We start from the raw sequence: 23414 nt of genomic DNA on the forward strand, positions 1-23414 counted from the left end.
GACCGGTACTGGACCTCCGAGATGCGATCGCTCAGAGCGAACGCGACCGGGGGAACAACTTCGGACTCACAAGCATTGAGCCGGTATAGCTCAACTTGACTGCCGAAGGGGAGATCATGGCTGCCACTTCCACACCGCTCACGCTTCCCGTGCTGCCGCTCGACGACGAGGTCGTCCTGCCCGGGATGGTGGTGCCGCTGGACCTGTCCGACAGCGAGGTCCGCGCCGCCGTGGAGGCCGCGCAAGCGGCTGCCCGCGTCGGCGACGGTGGCACCGGCAAGGGAGCGGGCAAGCCGCAGGTGCTGCTGGTGCCGCGCATCGACGGGACCTATGCGGGCACCGGCGTGCTGGGCACCGTCGAGCAGGTCGGCCGGCTCTCCGACGGCGACCCCGGCGCGCTGATCCGAGGCCGGAGCCGGGTGCGGGTCGGTGCCGGTACGAGCGGGCCCGGCGCGGCCCTCTGGATCGAGGGCCTCGCCATCGAGGAAATCACCCCCGACCCCCTGCCCGGCTCGGTGACCGAGCTGGTCAAGGAGTACAAGGCGCTCGCCACGGACTGGCTCAAGAAGCGCGGCGCCTGGCAGGTGGTCGACCGGGTGCAGCAGATCGACGACGTGTCCGCGCTCGCCGACAATTCCGGCTACTCACCGTTCCTCTCCACCGCCCAGAAGGTGGAGCTGCTGGAGACCGCCGACCCGGTGGCCCGGCTGAAGCTCGCCACCGACCAGCTGCGCGAACACCTCGCCGAGCAGGATGTCGCCGAGTCCATCGCCAAGGACGTCCAGGAGGGCGTCGACAAGCAGCAGCGCGAATTCCTGCTCCGGCGCCAGCTCGACGCCGTACGCAAGGAGCTGCGCGAGATCAACGGCGAGGACGGCGAGGACGAGTCCGACGACTACCGGACGCGCGTCGAGGCCGCCGACCTCCCCGAGAAGGTGCGGGAAGCCGCGCTCAAGGAGGTCGACAAGCTGGAGCGCTCGTCCGACCAGAGCCCGGAGGGCTCCTGGATCCGCACCTGGCTGGACACCGTCCTCGAACTGCCGTGGAACGAGCGGACCGAGGACGAGTACGACATCCGGGGCGCCCGTTCCGTCCTCGACGCCGAGCACGCGGGCCTGGAGGACGTGAAGGAGCGCATCACCGAGTACCTGGCCGTGCGCAAGCGCCGCGCGGACCGCGGCCTCGGCGTGGTCGGCGGCCGTCGCGGCGGCGCCGTACTGGCCCTGGTCGGCCCGCCCGGCGTCGGCAAGACCTCGCTCGGCGAATCCGTCGCGCACTCCATGGGACGGAAGTTCGTCCGCGTCGCGCTCGGTGGCGTACGGGACGAGGCGGAGATCCGCGGACACCGGCGTACGTACGTCGGCGCCCTGCCGGGCCGTATCGTCCGGGCGATCAAGGAGGCCGGTTCGATGAACCCGGTCGTCCTGCTGGACGAGATAGACAAGGTCGGCTCCGACTTCCGCGGCGACCCCGCCGCGGCGCTGCTCGAAGTCCTCGACCCGGCGCAGAACCACACCTTCCGCGACCACTACCTGGAAGTCGAACTGGACCTCTCCGACGTGGTGTTCCTCGCCACGGCGAACGTCCGGGAGGCCATCCCGGAGGCGCTGCTCGACCGTATGGAGCTGGTCACGCTCGACGGCTACACGGAGGACGAGAAGGTCGTCATCGCCAGGGACCACCTGCTGCCCAGGCAGCTGGAGCGCGCGGGCCTGGAGTCCGGCGAGGTCACCCTGGAGGACGACGCGCTGCGCAAGCTGGCCGGCGAGTACACCCGCGAGGCGGGCGTACGGAACCTGGAACGGTCCATCGCCCGGCTGCTCCGCAAGGTCGCGGCCGAGCACGAACTGGGCGAGCGGGACCTGCCGTTCACGCTCGGCGCCGAGCACCTGCGAGGGCTGATCGGCCGACCCCACCACGTGCCCGAGTCCGCCCAGGACCCGTCCGAGCGCCGCACGGCGGTCCCGGGCGTGGCCACGGGCCTCGCGGTCACGGGCGCGGGCGGAGACGTCCTCTTCGTCGAGGCGTCGCTGGCCGACCCGGAGACGGGCGGCTCCGGCCTGACCCTGACCGGTCAACTCGGCGACGTGATGAAGGAGTCGGCGCAGATCGCGCTCTCCTTCCTCCGCTCGCGCGGCGCCGAGGTGGAGCTGCCGGTGGCCGACCTGAAGGACCGGGGCGTGCACATCCACTTCCCGGCGGGCGCGGTGCCCAAGGACGGCCCGAGCGCGGGCATCACGATGACGACGGCACTGGCCTCGCTGCTGAGCGGCCGCCTGGTCCGGACGGACGTCGCCATGACCGGCGAGGTCTCCCTGACCGGCCGCGTCCTGCCCATCGGCGGCCTCAAGCAGAAGCTCCTGGCCGCGCACCGCGCGGGCATCACGACGGTCGTCATCCCGAAGCGGAACGAGGCGGACCTGGACGATGTCCCGGCCGAGATCCTGGAGAAGCTGGAGGTCCACCCGGTGACGGACGTCCGCCAGGTCCTGGAGATCGCGCTGTCCCCGGCGGAGGTGAGGATGTCGGCGGCGGCCTGATTCCGTACGCGTACGAGGCGGCTCGGGTCCACACGCTCAGGCGGTGGGCCCGGACCCGTGCGTTCAGATGCGGCGGCCCTGGTTCGACAATGGGCGCCACGTAGCGTGTCGCCTCGCATACTCTGTGTTGTCAACTGCTGTGCGCGGCAGGTGGCTTGACGCTCGATCGGAGGGTATGACGATGGTTGGACCGATGTGCTGGAACGGTGGTGACGGGGACAGGGACGGCGGTGACGGTCACCCCGGCCGGCCCTGGACGCCGCCCGCGCCGCCGCCCCTCGGACGGTGAGATGCCGCCCGGCGACGGAAGCCATCGCAAGTGACGCTCAGTTCTGAGCGGGACGGCCGCGTCGGCGAAGACCCGGCGCGGCCCCTCCTCGAAGCCGGAGCCCTGACGCCCGAATGGGCGGACGCGTTCAGGGCCGTGCCGCGATCGCTGTTCCTGCCGGATCTCGTCTGGTCGCACGACATGGCCACCGGCCGCAGCGTGCCCGTCTCGCGGAATGGCGACCTCGAAGGGTGGGAGCACGCCGCGTACGCGAACGTCCCTCTCGTCACGCAGTGGGATGACGGAGCGCACACCGGCACCAACCCGGGGAATGTGCCGACCAGTTCGGCGAGCATGCCGTCGGTCGTGGCCGCCATGCTGCGCGACCTGGAGGTGGGCGACGGTACGCGGGTGCTCGAAATCGGCACCGGTACCGGTTGGAACGCGGGACTGATCGCCCGCCGCCTGGGCAGCTCCCACGTGGTCAGCGTCGAGATCGACCCGGCGGTGGTCGAGCAGGCCCGAAGCGCGTTGCAGCGGGCCGGACTCAGCCCCGAGGTGATCCACGGGGACGGCCGGGACGGTTGGCCGGAGGGGGCACCGTACGACCGCGTGATCGCCACGGCGGGAGTGCGAGCAGTCCCCTCGGCCTGGTTGGAGCAGACGCGGCCGGGCGGGATCATCCTCGCCCCGTGGGGCACCCACTACAGCGACCAGGACGCGCTGGTCCGGCTGACCGTGGGGGACGACGGCCAGGCGGTCGGACCGTTCCTCCGGATGGTCGAGTTCATGAAGCTACGGGACCAGCGCCTCGACTGGAACCGCTTCCGCGAACACGTCCCCGAGTTCCCCGGCGACGCCGACGTGTCCAGCACACCGGCCACCATGGCGGACCTGGGGGACCGCTACGAGTCCGTACGGTTCGTGACAGGACTGTGCGTGCCCGACTGCGCCCATGTCGTCAACCGGACCGGCAAGGACACCGGGAAGGCGTGGTTCTTCGACCTGACGAGCCGGTCATGGGCAGCCGTCGAGTTCCGCGATGGCGAGCCGGACGCCACGGTCCACCAGTCCGGGACGCGTCGGCTGTGGGACGAGGTGGAGCGAGCCCTGACCTGGTGGACCGAGCGCGGCAGGCCCGGCGTTGACCGCTTCGGCCTCACGGTCGGCCCGGACGGAAGCGCCCGCCCGTGGTTCGAGGACCCGGCGGCAGTGCTGACGTTCAGCTGACAGCCCAAGAACGGACCCAGCTGTCCGGCCGCCTTGGACAATGCGGCCATGCGAATTCGAGCAGTGCGCCTGGATGAACTGCCTCTCCTCCAAGGCATCGAGACAGCCGCCGGGCGGTGTTTCCGAGGCATCGGCATGCCGGAGATCGCCGATGACGAGCCGCTCTCGCTCGGCGAACTCGCCCACTATCACCAGTCCGGGCTGGCCTGGGTCGGGGCCCACGGCAACGACATCCCGGTCGCCTACCTGATCGCCGACCGCGTCGACGGCAACCTCCATGTCGAGCAGGTGTCGGTGCACCCGGACAGTGCGCGTCGCGGTATCGGCCGGTCCCTATTGGGTCATCTGGCGGACTACGCTGCCGGCGAGGGGGCGCCTGCGCTGACGCTCACCACGTTCACCGAGGTCCCGTGGAACGCCCCCTACTACGCGCGCTGCGGCTTCCAGCTCCTGGACGACAGCGGGCTTACTCCTGGTCTACGGAAGATCCGCGAACGCGAGGCCGCACACGGCCTGGACCAGTGGCCTCGGGCCTGCATGCGCCGGGCTCTGTGACACCGCGGTGCTGTCTCTTTGCGGCGTGAGATCGATAACGACGAGTGCGGACGACCGCTGCGGATCATCCGCCGCGGCACCGGGTCGGTAGGTGTAGGAGTGCGGTCGTGGCTCCCCAGTCGTATGCAGACAAAGGGGCGGCCTCGTCCAACAGGGGCCGTACGGCTTCGAGGTGGAAGCTGCGGGAGAGTTCCAGTTCGGGGATGAAGGTCGGTGCCGGCCACGGTCATCCGATCCTTATCTCGTAACGCAGCCGCTGGAGCGACGCGGGCATGGTCATCATGTCGACCTGGACGGGCCGGTCGTCGGCGTCCAGCGTGACGCGTGTCAGATGCAGCACCGGCTCGTCCGGCCCGGTGCACAAGGTCTCCCGCTCCTCCGCGTCGGCCGCCCGGGCGGTCACGTCCTCCCGGACCCGTACGCCCACGTACCCCAACTCGGCGAGCAGGGTGACGGCTCCGCCCGGAATCCTGGCGGTTCCGGCGAGACGTGTGCCGCGCGCGATGGAGGCGGGGTAGTACGTGTCGGTCAGCTCGCAGGGCCGGTCTTCCAGATACATCACCCGCCTGCGAACGACGACGACTTCGTTCTCGGCCACCCCGAGCAGCTCCGCCACCTCCGACGGCGCCGGGACCTCTCCCGCGTGGACGATCCGCTGGCCGCCCCGTCGCCCCCGCGCGGCCAGTTCCGCACCCCACGCGTCGGGCCTGCCCGGGGTCTGGGGTGTCAGGTAGGGCATCGAAGTGCTGACCCACTCACCGGTGCTCATGACGTCCTCCCGCGCTGCCTCGACCTTGCCGCTTTACACAGTAAGTGGGTACCCGGATGTCACCACTTGTGGCGATCAGTGCACAGCCCGCGGTCCCCGGCCTGACGGTGTCGGACATGACGACGCGGCCCCGACCGGGCGTTCAGGTTCCGGTCGGGGCCGCGCGCGGCCGGTGGGGGTCAGCCGTTGGCCAGGGCCTGGACGCGGTCCAGGGCGCCGTTGAACCTGTCGTGGTCGCCGACGATCGGGCCCGTCGAGGTGTACTGCCAGATCGTCTGGACGCCCCAGCCCGCCGGCAGCTCGCCCACCGAGGTGTTGTAGCGGGCGATCCAGAGCGGGTTGGTGGAGCCGAAGCCCGCGTAGTTGCCCGTGCAGGTCTTCCACCAGCTCGTCGCCGTGTAGATGACGGCGTCCCGGCTGGTGCGGGCCTTGTACGTGGTGAGGAAGTCGCGGATCCAGGCGACCATCTCGCTCTGCGACTTGCCGTAGCAGGACGCGCCGTACGGGTTCCACTCGATGTCCAGGACGCCCGGCAGCGTCTTGCCGTCGCGTGACCAGCCGCCACCGCCGTCCACGAAGTAGTTGGCCTGGTTGGCGCCGCTGGAGTCGTTGGGGGTCGCGAAGTGGTAGGCGCCGCGGATCATGCCTACGTTGTACGAGCCGTTGTACTGCTGGGCGAAGGAGGGGTTCTTGTAGTAGTTCCCTTCCGTGGCCTTCACGTAGGCCCACTTCACGCCGGTGTTCCACAGGGCCGGCCAGTCGACGCTGCCCTGGTGGCCGGAGACGTCCACGCCTTCCGTCTGGACGGCGCGGTCGGAGGTGGGGCGGCCGCCCTGGCCGTCGTGTGCGACGACGCCCATGCCCATGTAGGCCGAGCCTCGGTTCGGCAGCGGGCCGGCGAGCGGGCCCGCGGACCCGTCGGCGGGTGGGTCCGCGGGTGGGTGGTTCGGGGCGGCGGCGCTCGCCGTGCCCGGGAGAGTGAGGAGAAGTGCGAGAGTTGCGAGGAGAGCGCCGGTCGCGGCGGCGTACGAGCGGCCGGTCGTTCCGGATCTGCGCACGGGCATTGCGTGCCTCCGAAGACCTCGGTGGGGGGACTCCTGACGGGTCGGCATGCGGTGGGGACGCACATACCAGCAATGACGCTACGCACGTAGACCCGTCGGACGGAAGGCAGCCACGCTGCTGCCGTTGGTATAAACCTGCGAAATACTTATCGAGCTGCGGCAACAGCCGCAGCCGAAAGAAACCTTCAGGAGCGGAAAAGCGCGCGATGGGTGCTGACGTGCACGGGAGCGATACGGAAAATGAACCTTCCGCCGGTCGGGGGAATGGTGTGGACCACGAATTCCTGGCGCTGGAGCGGGAACTGGCGGTCTTTCTGCGCCGCGCCCGCGCCAACTCCGGCGAGATGGCGCGCGAGGTCCACCCCGAACTGGAGCCCGCCGCATACGGGCTGCTCGTACGGCTGGAGGAGACCGGCGGCCAGCGCGGCACGGAACTCGCGGGGTACTTCGGGATCGGCAAGGCCACGATGAGCCGTCAGCTGCGCGCCCTGGAAGCCCTCGGGCTCGTGAACCGTGAGCCCGACCCGGCCGACGGACGGGCCTCGCTCATCCGGATCACCGACGAGGGCCGGGCCCGGTTCCAGCGGGTCCGGGGCGCGCGCCGGGAGGCGTACGTACAGAAGCTGGCCAACTGGGACCGTGCCGAGATCGCCGAACTGGCCCGCCTCCTCCACCAGCTCAACGTCAGCGCGGAGAGCTGACGGGCGGGGGTACGGACGGGGGGAAGGGTTGGGGGGCCGGGCTGGGGGAGGAGGGGCCTCGAATCGGAGGTGCCCGCCGTGATCGCTCCCCCTCACAGCTCCACGTACGTCACCGTCGCGTCGTCATTCCTCTTCCCCCTGCGGAACCTCAGCCCCTCCGGGTCCGCCGCCTCCGCCGCCCTGACCCGGTCGATCAGCTCCTGCGCGCCGCTCTTGCGCACCAGGGTCAGGCAGTCCGCCCAGTCGCCCTCGCGGAAGATCTCCACCCAGCGCGTGGCACCGTCCGTCAGCGCCAGCAGCGAACGGACCTCCGAGGCCGGTGTGCGGCCCGTCACCGCCTTCGCGGCGACCGCCGGGTCCGCCGCCGCCGTGAAGAACCCGCCCTCCGCGTTGCGCAGCGCGTCCGCCGAGGTGACCGTGCGCAGCCGCTCGCGCGGGATGTGGTCCAGCCGATCGTCCAGGACCGCCCGTACGTCACCGTCCGGCGTCTCCAGCAGCAGCGTGGAATCGGACAGGACCAGGTGTTCGACGGTGTCCCGGTCCCAGCGCGCCAGGACGACCGTCGCCTGCGGTGTACGCACGTGAGAAAGGTCACAGGTGTCGCGGTGGGCCTCCGCGGTGCGGGCGATCGACGCGGACAGGACCTCCGTCAGCGTCAGTTCCCGGCGTGAACCGGACAGTTCCGCGAGCGCCCCGCCGAGCCTCGCGGTGAACCACGGCACCCCGTGCACACATCCGTCGTCGCCCGCCGGCGGCGTGACGCCGTCCAGCACGACCAGCGCACCACCTTCGCCGCCCGCCGGTACGGACACGGTCGTCCAGTCCTCATTGGGCCGTACGGGCGTGCCGGGGGCAGTGGCGAGTTCGATGCGCATACCGTCCAGTCTGCACGACCCCGCCGACCGCTCGCATGAATCCTTCACGCAGCCTCCACTCCGTGTCGCGGAGACCGTACGGCCAGGTCAACCGATGTCATTCGGTCAGAGTGTGCGTCACGTGGCGCGGGGGCGAGGGATGCGCCAGGCTTGAAGGCACCGTTCCGGGGAGCTGCGGGCGGGCATCCTGCCAAAGCCTCGGCGGAAGGTCCACCCGGCACGCCAGGTTCGGGTGGGGCGGGAGATGGGAAGACTTGTTGGTCAACTCCATCGTGATGTTCACTCGTTCAGGTGGCGGGGCGGTCGATGCGCGTCTCCCTCCTGATGGCGCTGGAATGGTCTGAGGCCGTGCCAGGGGTGGCCAGAGGTGGGGTTCTCTCGTTGTGACCGGCCGTCACCTCTGCTTCATGGGCGGACGAGTCAAGAATGCGAGCACCGGTGCAGAAGAAGCGGCCTCGGGGTAACGGTGTCACGCACGGGGAGGCCACCACGGCCGGGACCGGCGAGGCAGGCACGACCCAGGCAGGCACGACCCAGGCGGGCACGACCGCCGGGACGGGCGCGACTGGAACGGACACAGCGGTGACCGGCACGGTTGGAACGGACACCGCAGTGACGGGCACGGCTGGAACGGGCACGGCCGCGGCCGGTGCCGGTATCGGTGCCGGGTCCGGCACGGTCCCGGGAGGACGGCGGGTGCGGGTACGCAACCGGCTCGTCGCCGGTGTGGCCGTCCTGGGCATCACCGTCGTCGCGGCGGGCGCCCCCGCCGTACTGAACGCCTCCACCGAGCTGAACGACGCCCAGAGTCTGGTCGACCTCGCCGAGCTCAACCGGCAGGCCGTGACGCTCACCCAGTCCCTCGCGGACGAACGCGACGAGGTCATCGTCTACATCGCGGCCGGCCGCGACGAGCAGCCGGGCGGGCGGAGCAAGGGCAAGTACCAGCTCTCCGAGACCCGCAGCGCCCGCGTCGACCGGAAGATCGACGAGATCCGCGACGCCGCCTCCGTGTCGCCCGGCCTGCTGCACGACCTCTCCACCGTCCCCTCCATCCGCCGCACCGCCCTCACCGGCAAGGGCTCGGCGATGGAGGCGTACCGCGCGTACTCCGAGGTCATCGCCAAGCTGCAGACGCTCGCCGACGAGCTGGCCGAGAACACCCCGGCCGAAGCCGCCGACGGCAGCCGCGCCGCCGGCGCCCTCGGCCGTGCCGTCGAGCAGGCGTCCGCCACTCGCGGACTGCTGCTGGCCGCGCTCGCCGTGCCCTCGGGCAGCGCCGGCACCCCGACGTACGACCCGGTCACCGGGCTCCCCGTCGCACCCGCCGACAGCGCGGACACGAAGAAGAAGGACCAGCTCCGCGACGAACTCAGCGCCGACGCCCAGAAGTCGCGCGTCCGTGAACTCGCCGCGCTCGCCGACTTCGACCAGACCGCCAACACCAAGGCGCGCGACTCCCTCTCGGCCACGGTCACCGGGCCCGACGTCAAGACCGCCGAGGCGTATCTGACGCAGCTCACCGACCGCCCCGAACTCTCCTCGTCCGACCGCGGTGCCAACCAGGAGAAGGTCGAATCCGCGCTCTCCGCCCGGATCGACCACATGCGCGGCGTCGAGTCCGGCCTCGGCTCCAGCCAGGTGGAGCGGCTGGAGAAGCTGCGTGACGACGCCGTCACCGGCCTTGAGCTGCGGATCGCGCTGCTCGGCGGCTGTCTGCTGATCGCCGTCGGGGTGTCCGCCGCCGTCGCCCGTACGCTCACCAGGCCGCTCGCCGTCGTACGGATCGGAGCAGCCCGGCTCGCCGAGGCGCCCGAGACCGAGGAGCCGATCCGTTTCACCGGGCGCAACGACGAGTTCGCCCAGGTCGTACGGTCCGTCAACAGCCTGCACGGCAAACTGGCCGAGCTCTCCACCCGTACCGAGAAGCTGGACAGCGACCGCACCGACCTGATCGGCGCGCGGCAGAAGGTCGCCGACCAGCGTGCCGAACTCCAGGAGCGGGTGGCCGAACTCACCACCCAGCTCGACCAGTTGCGCCACACCGTTCACCACACCTTCGTGAACCTCTCGCTGCGCACGCTCGGCCTGGTGGAGCGCCAGCTCGGGGTCATCGAGGGGCTGGAGGACCGCGAGCAGGACCCGGAGCGGCTCGCCACCCTCTTCAAGCTCGACCACATGGCCACGGTCATGCGCCGGCACAGCGAGAACCTGCTGGTGCTCGCGGGCCACGACCACGGACACGGCCCCACGGGCCCCGTCCCGCTCGTGGACGTCCTGCGCGCGTCCGTGAGCGAGATCGAGCGGTACGAGCGCGTCACGATCCAGTCGCTGCCGACGCACACGCAGGTGGTCGGCTTCGCCGCGGACGACCTCAGCCATCTCGTCGCCGAACTGCTGGAGAACGCCACCGCCTTCTCGCCGCCGGACGCCGAGGTGCAGCTCTCCGGCTGGCTGATGGAGAGCGGCGAAGTGATGCTCTCCGTGCAGGACCAGGGCATCGGCATGTCCGGCGACCGGCTCGCCGGCCTCAACGCGCGGCTCGCCGACCCGGACGCTCGCGAGAGCGACGCGCCCGAGGGCGAGGGGCTCGGACTGCGCGTCGCCGCGCTGCTCGCGGCACGCCATGGTGTACGGGTCGAACTGCGCGAGCACCACAAGGGCGGCGTGGCCGCTGTCGTCGTACTGCCGCAGGCCCTGCTCCCGGAGCCGCCGGCCGCCGTGCCGTCCCAGGCCCGGACGGCGGCCGCCGTGCCCGCCGCACCTGCCTCCACCGAGCCGGTCTCCGCCGCGCCCGAGGCCGGCTCCGACGCCCTTCCGAAGCGTTCGGCCGACGACCCGCTGGTGGCCGCTGCCGAGGCGGCGATCCGCAGATCGGAGGCGAAGGCCGCGGCGGAAGCGGCCGCAGTGGCCGGAGCGGCCGAAACTCCGGGGGCCGCTGCCGAGGTGTCGTACGAGCAGGTCGAGGCGCCCGAGGCGCGGCCCGGCCCGTACGCGATCGGCCCCGACAGCCACGCGCGCGTCCCCGACGGCGAACCGGAGACCACCGGCGCCGACCAGGACACCTTCGCCATGCGGCTGCCCCCGCAGCCCAGCGATGCCACGCCTCCGGCCGGAGCCACCGAGGTGGCACCGGACGCGGACACGGCTGGGGACGCGGGTGCGGACGCGGGTCCGGGACCGGCTGCTGTGGGCGCGGAACGCGTCACCGACAAGGGGCTGCCCAAGCGGACCCCCAAGATCGTCGAACCCGCCACCGCGCCCGCCGGGCGCAGCGGCGGAGTCGACGCCGAGGCGCTGCGCCGCAGGCTCGGCGGCTTCCACCAGGGGGCCAAGGAAGGCCGGCGCGACGTCGAGGCCGAACTGACAGATCAGACGGATCAGGCCGATCGGACCGACCAGACCGATCGGACTGACCAGGCTGATCGGATCGACCAGGCTGATCGGGTCGACCAGACCGATCGGACCGAGATCACGGGGCAGACCGAACTCCCTGAACTCACCGACCGGTCCGGCCTTACGCAACACACAGCGTCGACAGAGCAGACTGATGTACCAACCGAAGCGACGGGGGAGACAGTCGAGGAGGCACGCAGTTGACTGCGACCGGCACATTCGGACTGAGCAGTGAAGCCCGTAACCTGCACTGGCTGTTGAAGAACCTCGTCGAGGAGGTACCAGGAGCCCGTTCGGTCGCCGTCGTCTCGTCCGACGGACTCCTCCTGCTCTCCTCGGACGCGGAGCAGAACGCCGAGGCGGCCACCACCGAGCGGCGGAAGGGGCCGCGCGGCTCCAGCGCCGACCTGGCCACCATCGTCTCGGGTATCGGCAGCCTCACCGTCGGTGCGGCGAAGCTGATGGACGGCGGCGGGGTCAAACAGACCATGGTCGCCATGGAGTCGGGCAGCGTCTTCGTCATGGCGATCAGCGACGGTTCGCTGCTCGGGGTGCATGCCACACCGGACTGCGACATGAGCGTGGTGGCCTACCACATGGCGCTCTTCGTGGGCCGGGCCGGCCATGTGCTGACCCCTGAACTCCGCGACGAGCTGCGCAAATCGATGGAGAGTGCCTGATGTCGGCCGCCGCGGGGTCTGCCCCGCGCAAGCTGCCCGTACGCGGCGGCGATCGCCGTCCGGCGCGGGTCCGTCCGTACTCGCTCACCGGCGGACGTACCCGCTTCGGGCACGTCCTGCTGGTCGAGACGTTCGTCGCCGCGCTCGAAGCGGCCGACGAACGAAGAGAGCTGTCCAACGGCGGGGGAGCGTCCCGCCTGATGCCGGAGATGCTGGCCATCGTCGAGCTGTGCCGGCGCATGCGAACCGTCGCCGAGGTGTCGGCGCTGCTCAAGATGCCGCTGGGGGTGGTCCGGGTGCTGATCAGCGACCTGGCCGACCAGGGCAAGATCCGTGTATATGGAACCGGGCACGGCACCGGCCAGCCCGATCACGCGCTGCTGGAAAGGGTATTGAGTGGACTCCGCCGTCTCTGACGCCACAGGTGTAACCGAGGCTTCCGGCCTCACAGGGACCTCTCGTACCTCTGAGGCTTCTGATACCTCTGAAGCCTCGCGTACTTCCGAAGCCTCGCGTACCTCCGAAACTTCTCGGGTATCCGGCGCGTCCGGCTTCTCGACCTCGACGGCGGCCCCCGCGCCGGAGCACGCCCCCGCGCCGGAGCGAGCCGCCGGGCCCGGACGCGGCGCCGACTCCGAGCCGGAACCCGAGCCGGAGCCCGAAGAGGTGCTCCAGGCCTGGCAGTCGGACCGTACCCGCGCGCCGATCTCCACCAAGATAGTGATCGCCGGCGGCTTCGGCGTCGGCAAGACGACCTTCGTCGGCGCGGTCTCGGAGATACCCCCGCTCCAGACCGAGGCCACGATGACCCAGGCCAGCGCCGAGACCGACGATCTCAGCGCCACGCCCGACAAGGTCACCACGACCGTCGCGATGGACTACGGACGCATCACCCTTGACGACGACCTGGTGCTGTACCTGTTCGGTACGCCGGGCCAGCAGCGCTTCTGGTTCATGTGGGACGACCTGGTGCGCGGCGCGATCGGCGCCGTCGTCCTGGCCGACACCCGGCGGCTGCCCGACTGCTTCCCCGCGCTCGACTACTTCGAGAGCTGCGGACTGCCGTACGTCGTCGCCGTCAACCACTTCGACGGCACACCGGAGTTCGAGCCGGCGGATGTGCGGGATGCCCTGTCGATACCGCCGAGCGTCCCCGTACAGATCATGGACGCCCGTCGGCGGCACACGGCGGTCGACTCCTTGCTCGCTCTGGTACGTCACGCGCTGACGGTTTCCGCCGAGTAGCCGGGGAGGCGGGTAGCGTCTGCCTGCGTTGGTCTTCGGTCAACGCCAGTTGTCAGCCGCGCGCGCCAAGCCGCACCACGTACGCAACGGAGAACCCGCCATGCGGAAGATACTCATCGTCGGAGCAGGCCAGTCCGGGCTTCAGCTCGCCCTCGGACTCCAGTCACGGGGGTACGAGGTCACCCTCATGTCCAACCGTACGGCGGACGAGATCCGCTCCGGCCGGGTCATGTCCACGCAAGTCATGTTCGACACCGCGCTCCAGCACGAGCGCGATCTCCAGTTGAACTTCTGGGAATCCCAGGCTCCGACGATCGACGGCCTCGGCGCCTCGGTCGCCGCCCCTGACTCCAGCCGCCCCGTCGACTGGGTCGGCAAGCTCGACGGGTACGGCCAGTCCATAGACCAGCGCGTCAAGATGGCGGGCTGGATGGAGACCTTCACACAGCGCGGCGGCCAGTTGGTGATCCACGGCGCGGCGGTCTCGGACCTGGACTTCTTCGCCCGTACGTACGACCTTGTCATGGTCGCGGCGGGCAAGGGTGAACTTGTCTCGATGTTCGGCCGCGACGTGTCCCGCTCCCCGTACGACGCCCCGCAGCGCGCGCTCGCGGTCTCCTACGTCCACGGACTCGGCCCGCGCCCGGAGCACCCGGACTTCGACGCGGTCCGCTGCAACCTGGTGCCGGGCGTCGGCGAACTGTTCGTGATGCCGACCCTCACCACCTCCGGCCGCGCGGACATCCTCTTCCTGGAGGGGATACCCGGCGGGCCGCTCGATGTGTTCCAGGGCGTCAAGGACCCGGCCGAGCATCTCTCGCTCACGCTGGAGCTGATGGAGCGCTTCACGCCCTGGGAGTACGAGCGCGCCCGGAAGGTCGAACTGACGGACGCGGGCGGCACCCTGGCCGGGCGCTACGCGCCGACCGTACGGAACCCGATAGGGCGGCTGCCCGGCGGCGGTCTCGTCCTCGGGGTCGCGGATGTCGTCGTCGCCAACGACCCGATAACCGGCCAGGGCTCCAACGCCGCCGCCAAGTGCGCCGCTTCGTATCTGGACTCGATCGTGGCGCACGGCGACCGGCCGTTCGACGAGGCGTGGATGCGGTCGACGTTCGACGGCTACTGGGACATCGTGCGGCACGCGACCAAGTGGACGAACGCCATGCTGGGCGTCCCGCCGGAGCATGTCCTCGCACTGATCGGCGCGGCGGGCCGGTTCCCGGCGGTCGCCCACCGGTTCGCGAACGGCTTCAACGACCCCTCCGACTTCGAGAACTTCTTCTACGAGCCGGAGAAGACGTACGCGTACCTGGCGCAGGCCGAGGCGGAGGCGACGGGTACGGCCTGACCCGCTGTGGGGGTGCGCGGCGTGCGGGCGGTCGGCCGGGCTGGAGTTCGCTCCGGCCGTTCGTTCTCAGCCCTCAGCCCTCAGCCCCCAGCCCCCAGCCCCCAGCCCTCCTCCCTTCAGCCTTCACCTCTCAGCCTTCCGAGGGACCCGAAGTCTGGCCGTAGCCGGTGTCCGAGCCGTCCATGGCGCCTGGGGGCAGCTCCGGCGGTTCGTACGCCGCCGGAGCCAGGGACGCGGCGCCCGGGTCCGGGCGTACGGCGCCGAGCAGCGGGTTCGCCGCGATGGGGGAGACCTTGACGCGGGTTCCGGGGCGGGGCGCCTGGATCACCATGCCGTCGCCCAGATAGATCGCCACATGGGTGGCTTTGGGGAAGTAGACCACCAGGTCGCCGGGGCGCAGCTCGCGGAGCGAGACCCGGGGGAGCTCGCTCCACTGCTCCTGGCTGGTACGGGGGATGGTCAGCCCGGCGCGCGCCCAGGCCTGTGAGGTGAGCCCCGAGCAGTCGAAGGAATCGGGCCCCTCGGCGCCCCACTCGTACGGCTTGCCGAGCTGCTTGACGGCGAAGTCGAGGGCTTCGTCGCCGTCTTGGGAGGGCGTTCTCCGGGTCCCGGGCTGCGCTCCGGACTGAGCGCCCGCCTGGGAATCGGCCTGCGGCCCGGCCTGGCCGCTGCTCTGTGCCTGCTTTCCAAGGGCGCCGGAGGAGACCAGTTCCCGCTGGGCCTTGGCCGTACCGGCCTTCTCCAGAGCGGCCACCGCGGCGATCTGCTCGCTGCTGAGGGAGGCGAGCAGTTTCTCGACCTCCAGGAGCCGCGACCTGACCATGTCCCGCTGTTTCTGCTGCTTGACGGCGAGCTTCTGCTGGGCGTCGAGGGCCTGGCGGGACTCCGCCGCCAGAGCGTCGGCGCGCTTCTCCCCGCCCGTGAGCCGGGACATGGTCGCCGCCCGGCCGCGCGCGGCGTGCTCCAGCAGATACCCCTCGTCCAGGGCGTGCTGAGGATCGCGGGCGAGCAACAGCCTCAGATAGCCGGAGAGTTCGGACTGCCCCTGGTACTGCTCGCGCGCCAGCCGGCCGACGTCGTCGTGGCTGCGTGCCAGTGCGGTACGGGCCTGGGTGAGCCCGGTGGAGAGCTTCTTGACCTCGGCGCGCTGCCGGGTCAGTTCGGTCTTGGTCGCGTTGTACGCCTCGGTGGCCTCTTCGGCCTCGCGGTAGAGCCGCTGGAGCTCGGTCAGCATCCCGGCGATGGTGGCGGGAGGCGAGGCGGCGGGCGCAGAAGCGGGGTGTGTCGACGTACTGGACGCGGACGGACCGGACGCGGACGTACCGGACGCGGACGTACCGGGCGTCGATGCGGCGGCCGGTGACGCGGCGGCCGGTGACCTACCGGGCACCGTGTCGTCACCGGGCTCCGCCGCGGCGTGCGAGGCGAACGGCACCGCCGCCAGGACCGTCACCGTAGCCAGTGCCGCCGTACAGGCGGATCGCAGCACTCTGCCTGACACACCATCACCTCCGGTTGCGGGAAGGGCTGTCCAGCTGTACAGCCCTGGGCGCCAGCCCTAGGTGATGATGGAGTGATATGAGAAGTGAATACCGCATTAAGGGGCAAAGTGGCGCAACAGCATCACCCCCCGGAGGGACGGCGGTCGGTGCGGTGGTCGGTCCGTTACGGTGCGGAGGTGCCGCCCGGCTTCGACCAGGGCCACTTCAGGGCGCGGCGCTCGCGGCCCTCGGGAACGTACTCGTACTTCCAGCCGCGCTGGATTCCGAGCCGCTTGGTGTAGCCGGCCGGTGCGCGCCGGTAGGTCAGTACGGTGGCCGGTCCGCCGTCCGCGTCCGGTACCGGGATCTCGTACCACTTGGGCGGCTGCCCGGTCGGCCCGGTCAGGACGGGCAGTACGCGCCCGTCCATCGGTCCGCCGACAAAGGGGGTCTCCGTGCTGTTCATGACTCCACTCAAGACGAGGTCCGGCGAGACGAAGCTAGATCATGCTCTCAGGGGGCGTCCACGGGACGGCCTTCCGCCCACAATGCGGCCACGTGGCCGGCGAAGCGGTCGTACAGTCCGTCGTCCCCAAGCCTCCGCAGGTGGAGCATGGGCGATTCGTGACCGAGCAGGCTGGACAGATGCGGAGTCACGAGCATCTCGTCATCAAAGGTGAAGACGGATAGCGCGATGTGATCGTCGGAGAATCGAGCTTCAATCCCTGGAACGTCTCCAAGCCTCTTGAGGGCGTCCAGCGTGATGCGGATGCGTGTCCCGACGGTAAGGGGCACGCCTTCGATCTCCTCGCGGCGACGGGTGATGTCCGAGTCCGGGTCACCGATCAGGAAACGTACCGAGCACCCTGACGACGCCTTTTCCTTCAGCCGTTCGGCCAGTCGCGGGTGCTCCTGCCAAATGAAGTAGTTGGTGTACCCGGCGAACGTGATGGACGAGGCCGCGCCGTCGATCAGCCTCGCCCATACCGACGTTGGGCAGGCATTCCGGTAGGGATACGCGGACACGATCTCGCGTTCAGGTCCCACCTTGACGGCGCTACGGATCGCTTTCGGCCACAGCACTTCCGCGTTCACTCCCAACGCCTCCGCCACGACTTGACGGGTCTCGGGATGAGGCACCCGTGTCGGATCGGAGAGCCATCGATCAACCGTCTTGCCGGCCACTCCGACTGTACGTGCGAGCTTTGAACGCGTCATGTTCGCGTCCGAAATGGCATCGCGTAACGCTGTGTTCAAGGCTTCTCCCCGGGACGTTTGGGCTACTTGGGACGGTATCCCGTGGATGGCTGAGAAGTCCTCGGTATGTCGGTTCAGACGTCCTTTCAGGTGGACGACGGTTTGTTCAGCCACTCATTGACGTCAGTATCTCGGCGCCGTCGGTAGACGGCCCGGGACCTGGCCGACGTTTGAAGGAGCGACGACATGGCGGAGATTGCCCACTCTCCATCGGAACCGGATGCCGAGCCGCTGACGCGTTCGGCAACATCCAGGCCGTCGGGGCGCATGACGCTCGATGCCGACCCGTCCCCCAAGGAGCCGAAGCCGCATCGGGGGTGTGACGTGTGCGAAGCCCTGTACAAACAGTGGCTCATGTCGATGAATCGATGTGGTCCCGCGTACGACCCCTCCCATGCGGTCGACCTGGGGATCGAGATCGGCCGGCACCCGCACGGGCGGGGGGCGAAGCATCGGTGACGGCCGTATTGAGGGCCCTGATCGCTCGATCTCGGGCCGCCTACCGCGAGCGCCTGAAGCACGCCGACGAGTGCGATTCGTGCCGTTACGGCGACTTCGACGCCGACGGCTGTGAAACGGCGCTGGAGCTGCGAGCCACGTGGCGCGACGCGCGCACCCTGGCGCTAGAGGCTCGCGACGCGCGCACCGCCTAGAGACCTCGCCGACTCGCTCACGTGACGCTTCCCCGGGCGCCGTTCCCGGAGGGTTCAGAGCGTGCGGGTGAAGGCGAGCAGCCGCTCGGCGACCGACTCGGGCTCCTCCAGCAGCATCGCGTGCGTCGCGTCGATGTCCTCGACGGTGACCGAGTCCGGCCGATCCCGTACGAGTTCCGCCAGGTCCCGGTCGAGTCCCCTCGCGTGCGACGCGATCAGCTCCTCGAACCACTCCATCCCCGGCATCGGCGGCTGCGGGCGCCGGCCCCGGACGCACAGCACGGGACACGGCACCCGCCGTATCAGCGCGAGGACGTCGAGGGCGTCCAGCGCGTCGAACGTCTCCAGCGCCTGTTCGCGTAGGGGCAGCGTCTGGAAGCGGCCGTCGGGCAGCTCGCGGACCGCGCCGCGCGTCGCCGCCTCGGCGCGGGCGTACGGGATGCCGAACCGGCCCGCGTAGAGCGCCTGTTGCTCCACGTACTCGGCGGGCGCGATCAGCCCGGCGGTCGATCGCGTCATCTCGCCGATCCGGGCCAGGCCCTGGGTGACGGTCGTACGGTCGAGGTCCGGGTACTGCTCGGGGCGCCCCCACCAGAACCCGTCGAGATTGACGGCGCCGGGACACGCCCCGCCCTGCCGGCCGGTGTTCTGGACGGCGTACCGGAGCGCGATCATGCCGCCCAGCGAGTGGCCGACGGGGACGGCGTACGGGATGCCGTACGGCTGGAGCGCCCGCTCGATCGTGGCGGCAGTCGTCTCGAACGACCACGGTCCGGGGTTTCCGGAGCCGCCTTCGGAACGGCCGTGCCCCGGCAGATCGACGGCGAGCACCCGGCGATGGTGCGGGACGAGCAGCGGCGCGACGATCTCCCAGTCGGCGAGCGAACGTCCGAAGCCGTGGAGGAGGACAAGGGGCGGGCCGTCGCCGTCGCCCCCGTGGTCGCGGACATGGAGGGCGTGAGCAGGCAGGGGCAGAGGAGGTGTGGGAGTGGGAGTGGGCATGCGCCTACGCTACGGCGCCGGACGCGCCGCGAGATCGTTCTGCGGGAGGACGGAATCGGGCCGTGTGCGGGCCCATAATGGATATACGCCGAACACGCCGCGGGGATCGGGCGACGCACGACGGCCTTGATTCCACAGGGAGTTCAAGGCGGGTGACCTGCATCCGCGTGCATCCGTGTTCACGCGCGTTCCGCCGCGAGGGCGAGGTCCACCAGCGAGAGATCCGCTCCACGATCCGCCACCAGCTGGAGTCCCACCGGGCACCCGTCCGCCGTGAAGCCGGCCGGAATGCTCGCCGCCGGGTGCCCGCTCAGGTTGAATGCCCAGGTCAGCGCGGTGGAGTAGAGCTCACCCGGACCTTCGTGACCGTGTGGGCGGTTCGGTGTGACCGGGGTGAGCAGCAGCGGCGTACGGGCGAACAGGGCGTCGAGCCGCCGGTCGTTCTCCGCCCGTACCGCCGGCGCCCGGATGCCGGTGCCTCCCGGCCGCGACCCGCCCCGTATCGCCAGCCACGCCTCGCGGGGATCGAGCAGAGTGAACGGCCGCTCCCGCCGCACGAGTTGTACGATCCCGGCCGCCGCCAGCCGCTCCACCGCCGCCCGTACCACCGCCGCCACCTCCGGGTCCGGCTCGGCGAACCCCAGGTCGGGGGAGAAGACGGCGGGCACGGGCAACGGCGTAGTGAATACGGGCCCCGGCGCGGGCACGAGCCCCGGCACGGCCTCGGACGGATCGTCCGGGGCGAGGACACACCTCAGATACGCCGCCGCCTCCGCAGCAGACCTGGCCAGTACGCCCGCCGAGGCCAGGCCCGTACGGTCCGGTGACGGCAGCAGGCCGTTCGTCGTCTTCAGGCCGAACACCCCGCACCAGGCGGCCGGGATACGGACCGAACCGGCGCCGTCGCTGCCGGTCGCCAGCGGAACCATGCCCGCCGCGACCGCCACCGCCGACCCTGCCGAGGACCCGCCGGGGGTGCGGTCGGCGCGGTACGGGTTGACCGTACGGCCGTATCTGCCCTGCCCCCAGGTCTGCCAGTACGTGCCGGGCCCCGGCACCGCCGTCGAGCCGACCGGTATCGCCCCGGCCGCGATCAGCCGCCCCGCCGCGTAGGACCGGATGCCGGACGGCCCCTTCACCCCGAACGGCACACCGGACAAAGAGAGTTGACGGTCCACGGTCCGGGCCCGCTCCAGGGCTTCCTCGCCCCAGACCTCGACAAAGGCACACAGTCGCGGGTCGAGCCGTTCGATCCGCGCGAGCGCCCGCTCCACCGCCTCGGTGCCACCCACCGTCTCCCTCAAGGGGGACCCCCTCCCACGCCTGCCCCTGAACCGGACAGGGCTCAGTCTCCCAGCGCCTCCTCCATCACCGCCCGCGCGATCGGCGCCGCGTCGCCCCCGCCGCTGATGTCCGCCCTGTCGGCCTCGGCGTCCTCGACCACCACCGCCACCGCGACCGCCGGCCGGACCGCGTTGTCCGCCTGCGCCCAGGCGATGAACCAGGCATACGGCGTACCGGAGTTGCCCACCCCGTGCTGCGCCGTCCCCGTCTTGCCGCCGACCGTCGCGCCGTCGATCGCCGCGCTCGTACCCGTACCCTCCTCGACGACATCGACCATCATCCGTCGTAACTGCTGTGCCGTGGCGGGGTTCATCGCGCGCGCGTACGTCCGCTCGTTCGTACGGGACTCGACATCGCCGTCCGAGGCGAGGATGCGGCCCACCAGATAGGGGTACTTGAGGTCCCCGCCGTTCGCGACCGCCGACGCGACCATCGCCATCTGGAGCGGTGTGGCCCTCGTGTCGTACTGCCCGATCGAGGACAGCGCCAGCTGATCGTCGCTCATACGGGTGTCGAAATGGGACGCGGCGACCCCCGACGGGATGGTGATCCCGGTGTCGTTGAAGCCGAACTTCTCCACCGTGTCCACCATCCCGGACAGCCCGGTCCGCACGCCGAGTCCGGCCATCACCGTGTTGCAGGACCAGGTGATGGCGTACTCCAGCGACGCATTGCCGCACCCCTCGGCCTCGTTGGGGAGCGTGGTGTCCGTCCCCGGCAGGACGTACGGCTCGGGGATGCCGGTCGGGGCGCCGGGATCGGTGACCGTCCGGGAATCGAGCGCGGCGGCCGCCGTCACGATCTTGAAGGCCGAACCGGGCGGATAGGTCTGCCGGATGGCCCGGTCGAGCATCGGCTGGTCGCTCTCGCCGTTCAGCCGGGACCAGGCTCCGGTGACGCTCCGGCCCGTGCCCGACAGTTGCCCGGGATCGTACGAGGGGCTGCTGACCAGCGCCAGGATCTTGCCGCTGGAGGGCTCGACGGCCGCGACCGCGCCTCGCCGGCCGGCGAGGCCTTCGTACCCGGCCCGCTGTATCGACGCGTTGATGGTGGTGGAGACCTGGCCGCCCGGCTGCCGGCTGCGGGTGATCTCGTTCCAGAAGGGCAGCGGGGCGAGCGTCGAGGCCGTGCCGGAGAGGACATCGTCCTCGGCGTTCTCCAGCAGTGTCGTGCCGTACGTCTGGGAGGCGTAGCCGGTCACGGGCGCGTACAGCGGGCCTTGCGTGTACGTACGCTCGTAACGCAGTTGCTGGCCAGTGTCCTTGGACCCGGTGACGGTCTTTCCGCCGACGAGGATGTTGCCGCGCGGCTGGGAGTAACGGGCCACGGTGTCACGGCGGTTGGCGGGGTTCTTGTCGAGGGAGTCCGCTTCGATGACCTGGATCCTGGCGGCGTTGAGCAGGAGGGCGGCCAGGAGCAGCAGGCAGAAGAAGGCGGTTCGCCGGATGTAGCGGGTCACCGCTCGTCCTCCCGGCTCCTCCAGGACTCCCGGCTCCTCCAGGACTCCCGGCTCCTCCAGGACTCCCGGCTTCTCCAGGACTCCCGATTCCTCCAGGACTGCCCATTCCTCCCGGGCTCTCCGCTCTCCCAGGGGGGTCCGTCTTTCCAGGGGCCCCCGGCCGTCGGCGCGATGACTCCCGTCTCCACGTGCGCCGGGCGCGGGCTGCGGGCCGAGTCGCTGAGCCGGATCAGCAGCGCCACCATGATCCAGTTGGTGACCACGGAAGAGCCGCCCTGGGCGAGGAAGGGCATCGCCATGCCGGTGAGCGGGATCAGTCCCATCACGCCGCCCGCGATGACGAAGACCTGAAGGGCCAGGATCGAGGCGAGGCCGACGGCGAGCAGCCGGCCGAAGGGATCGAACAGCGAGAGGCCGGTGCGGAACCCGCGGGCGACCAGCAGTGCGTACAGCATGAAGATGGCCGTCAGGCCGACCAGGCCCAACTCCTCGCCCGCCGTGGCCAGGATGAAGTCCGACTTGGCGGCGAAACCGATGAGGATGGAGCGGCCCCGCCCGAGGCCGGTGCCGAACATCCCGCCCGCGGCGAACGCGAAGAGGGACTGCGCGAGTTGACCGGGACCGAGGCCCGCGTCGATGGACGCGAAGGGGTGCAGCCAGTCCTGCACGCGGCTGTTCACATGGGGTTCGAGCGACCCGACGGCGAACGCGCCGACCGCGGCGAGCAGCAGCCCGACGGCGATCCAGCCGGTACGCCCGGTCGCCACGTACAGCAGGATCACGAACAGCCCGAAGAAGAGCAGCGAGGTGCCCAGGTCCCGTTCGAGAACGAGGACCATGACGCTGAGCAGCCAGATCGCCACCAGGGGGCCGAGGACCCGGCCGGTGGGGAGCTGGAGACGCCAGACCGTACGGCCGGTGTACGCGAGGGCGTTCCGGTTGGCGGCGAGGTACGCGGCGAAGAAGACCGCGAGCAGGATCTTGGCGAACTCGCCCGGCTGGAAGGAGAATCCGCCGACCCTGATCCAGATCTTGGCCCCGTTCACGGCGGGGAAGAAGATCGGCACGATCAGCAGGACCAGCGCGGTGGCGACCGAGAGGTAGGCGTACCGCTGGAGTACGCGATGGTCGCGCAGGAGCGCGACGACGGCGATGAACAGCGCCACGCCCAGTGTGGACCACACCAGTTGGGTGGACGCGGCCCGGTTGCCAGGGGTCTCCAGGTCGAGCCGGTAGATCAGCACCAGACCGAGGCCGTTGAGGAGGACCGCGATGGGCAGGAGCAGCGGATCCGCGTACGGGGCACGGAACCGGACCGCGATGTGCGCGAGGAGGGCGAGCACGCCCAGCCCGGCTCCGTATCCGGCGGCGTCGGGCGGCGGGGCGCCGTTCTTGCCGAAACCGACACCGATGTACCCGAAGACGGAGATGAGGACGGCGCAGACGAGGAGCGAGAGTTCCACACCCCGGCGCTTGGAGAGGCGTGACTCGGGCGGGGGAGAGTCCACCGTCGGTGCGGTCATGCGTTGAACGTAGCAAGGTGA

20 protein-coding genes are annotated in these 23414 nt (G+C 70.5%); 10 read left to right on the forward strand and 10 right to left on the reverse strand.

The features are described 5' to 3' along the window. Window positions 1-116 precede the first annotated feature (116 nt). The 3 genes from lon to ACIQD6_RS03900 all read left to right on the forward strand — a co-directional run bounded on the left by lon (window position 117) and on the right by ACIQD6_RS03900 (window position 4593). Window positions 117-2540 (forward strand): endopeptidase La, encoded by a 2424-nt coding sequence (lon, locus tag ACIQD6_RS03890; protein WP_401877635.1) that lies wholly within the window; start codon window positions 117-119, stop codon window positions 2538-2540. Between the two features lie 319 nt (window positions 2541-2859). Further along, window positions 2860-4038, forward strand: a complete 1179-nt coding sequence (locus ACIQD6_RS03895; protein WP_401877637.1) for a methyltransferase domain-containing protein — start codon at window positions 2860-2862, stop codon at window positions 4036-4038. A gap of 48 nt (window positions 4039-4086) precedes the next feature. After that, on the forward strand, window positions 4087-4593 hold the full coding sequence (locus ACIQD6_RS03900) for a GNAT family N-acetyltransferase (RefSeq protein WP_401877639.1): 507 nt from the start codon (window positions 4087-4089) through the stop codon (window positions 4591-4593). A gap of 226 nt (window positions 4594-4819) precedes the next feature. On the opposite strand, the gene ACIQD6_RS03905 is transcribed toward ACIQD6_RS03900, so the two are convergent. Both ACIQD6_RS03905 and ACIQD6_RS03910 read right to left on the reverse strand, forming a co-directional pair. Continuing rightward, window positions 4820-5362, reverse strand: a complete 543-nt coding sequence (locus ACIQD6_RS03905) for a GntR family transcriptional regulator (RefSeq protein WP_401877641.1) — start codon at window positions 5360-5362, stop codon at window positions 4820-4822. Window positions 5363-5541: 179 nt separating this feature from the next. Then, window positions 5542-6426 (reverse strand): lysozyme, encoded by an 885-nt coding sequence (locus ACIQD6_RS03910; protein ID WP_401877643.1) that lies wholly within the window; start codon window positions 6424-6426, stop codon window positions 5542-5544. A gap of 218 nt (window positions 6427-6644) precedes the next feature. Between ACIQD6_RS03910 and ACIQD6_RS03915 the strand changes: the two genes are divergently transcribed. Next, the gene (locus ACIQD6_RS03915) at window positions 6645-7127 is read left to right on the forward strand and encodes a MarR family winged helix-turn-helix transcriptional regulator (protein ID WP_401878126.1); all 483 of its coding nucleotides are present in this window, start codon (window positions 6645-6647) and stop codon (window positions 7125-7127) included. Between the two features lie 92 nt (window positions 7128-7219). Here the strand turns inward: ACIQD6_RS03915 and ACIQD6_RS03920 are convergent, their stop codons facing one another. After that, window positions 7220-8002, reverse strand: coding sequence for a protein phosphatase 2C domain-containing protein (locus tag ACIQD6_RS03920; RefSeq protein WP_401877645.1), 783 nt, complete (start codon window positions 8000-8002; stop codon window positions 7220-7222). Window positions 8003-8428: 426 nt separating this feature from the next. Between ACIQD6_RS03920 and ACIQD6_RS03925 the strand changes: the two genes are divergently transcribed. From ACIQD6_RS03925 to ACIQD6_RS03945, 5 genes are all read left to right on the forward strand, one after another. Further along, window positions 8429-11602, forward strand: coding sequence for a nitrate- and nitrite sensing domain-containing protein (locus ACIQD6_RS03925; RefSeq protein ID WP_401877647.1), 3174 nt, complete (start codon window positions 8429-8431; stop codon window positions 11600-11602). Next, window positions 11599-12078, forward strand: coding sequence for a roadblock/LC7 domain-containing protein (locus tag ACIQD6_RS03930; protein ID WP_401877649.1), 480 nt, complete (start codon window positions 11599-11601; stop codon window positions 12076-12078). The genes ACIQD6_RS03925 and ACIQD6_RS03930 overlap by 4 nt, the downstream gene beginning before the upstream one ends. Beyond that, on the forward strand, window positions 12078-12494 hold the full coding sequence (locus ACIQD6_RS03935; RefSeq protein ID WP_401877651.1) for a DUF742 domain-containing protein: 417 nt from the start codon (window positions 12078-12080) through the stop codon (window positions 12492-12494). Before ACIQD6_RS03930 ends, ACIQD6_RS03935 begins: the two co-directional genes overlap by 1 nt. A 250-nt stretch (window positions 12495-12744) precedes the next feature. Next, window positions 12745-13323 carry a GTP-binding protein gene (locus ACIQD6_RS03940; RefSeq protein WP_401877653.1) on the forward strand — a complete coding sequence of 193 codons (579 nt, stop codon included), beginning with the start codon at window positions 12745-12747 and terminating at the stop codon, window positions 13321-13323. A 100-nt stretch (window positions 13324-13423) separates the two neighbouring features. Beyond that, the gene (locus ACIQD6_RS03945) at window positions 13424-14674 is read left to right on the forward strand and encodes a styrene monooxygenase/indole monooxygenase family protein (RefSeq protein WP_401877655.1); all 1251 of its coding nucleotides are present in this window, start codon (window positions 13424-13426) and stop codon (window positions 14672-14674) included. A gap of 130 nt (window positions 14675-14804) precedes the next feature. Here the strand turns inward: ACIQD6_RS03945 and ACIQD6_RS03950 are convergent, their stop codons facing one another. From ACIQD6_RS03950 to ACIQD6_RS03960, 3 genes are all read right to left on the reverse strand, one after another. Beyond that, entirely contained in the window at window positions 14805-16175 is a 1371-nt protein-coding gene (locus tag ACIQD6_RS03950) for an NlpC/P60 family protein (RefSeq protein ID WP_401877657.1), read from the reverse strand. A 164-nt stretch (window positions 16176-16339) separates the two neighbouring features. Then, window positions 16340-16621, reverse strand: coding sequence for a hypothetical protein (locus ACIQD6_RS03955; protein ID WP_401877659.1), 282 nt, complete (start codon window positions 16619-16621; stop codon window positions 16340-16342). 47 nt (window positions 16622-16668) lie between these two features. Then, a complete protein-coding gene (locus tag ACIQD6_RS03960; protein ID WP_401877661.1) occupies window positions 16669-17340 on the reverse strand; it encodes a DUF5919 domain-containing protein in 672 nt (223 codons plus the stop codon). Window positions 17341-17598: 258 nt separating this feature from the next. On the opposite strand from ACIQD6_RS03960, the gene ACIQD6_RS03965 reads away from it, so the two are divergent. Beyond that, on the forward strand, window positions 17599-17871 hold the full coding sequence (locus ACIQD6_RS03965; RefSeq protein ID WP_401877663.1) for a hypothetical protein: 273 nt from the start codon (window positions 17599-17601) through the stop codon (window positions 17869-17871). Window positions 17872-18119: 248 nt separating this feature from the next. On the opposite strand, the gene ACIQD6_RS03970 is transcribed toward ACIQD6_RS03965, so the two are convergent. The 4 genes from ACIQD6_RS03970 to ACIQD6_RS03985 form a co-directional block, all read right to left on the reverse strand. Further along, window positions 18120-19067, reverse strand: a complete 948-nt coding sequence (locus tag ACIQD6_RS03970) for an alpha/beta fold hydrolase (RefSeq protein WP_401877665.1) — start codon at window positions 19065-19067, stop codon at window positions 18120-18122. A gap of 179 nt (window positions 19068-19246) precedes the next feature. After that, a complete protein-coding gene (locus tag ACIQD6_RS03975; RefSeq protein ID WP_401877667.1) occupies window positions 19247-20371 on the reverse strand; it encodes an amidase family protein in 1125 nt (374 codons plus the stop codon). Window positions 20372-20412: 41 nt separating this feature from the next. Beyond that, window positions 20413-21870 carry a penicillin-binding transpeptidase domain-containing protein gene (locus ACIQD6_RS03980; RefSeq protein WP_401877669.1) on the reverse strand — a complete coding sequence of 486 codons (1458 nt, stop codon included), beginning with the start codon at window positions 21868-21870 and terminating at the stop codon, window positions 20413-20415. Then, on the reverse strand, window positions 21867-23393 hold the full coding sequence (locus ACIQD6_RS03985) for an FtsW/RodA/SpoVE family cell cycle protein (protein WP_401877671.1): 1527 nt from the start codon (window positions 23391-23393) through the stop codon (window positions 21867-21869). The genes ACIQD6_RS03980 and ACIQD6_RS03985 overlap by 4 nt, the downstream gene beginning before the upstream one ends. Window positions 23394-23414 lie beyond the last annotated feature (21 nt).

The sequence above is a fragment of the Streptomyces sp. NPDC088400 genome, assembly GCF_044753355.1.
GTDB lineage: Bacteria > Actinomycetota > Actinomycetes > Streptomycetales > Streptomycetaceae > Streptomyces.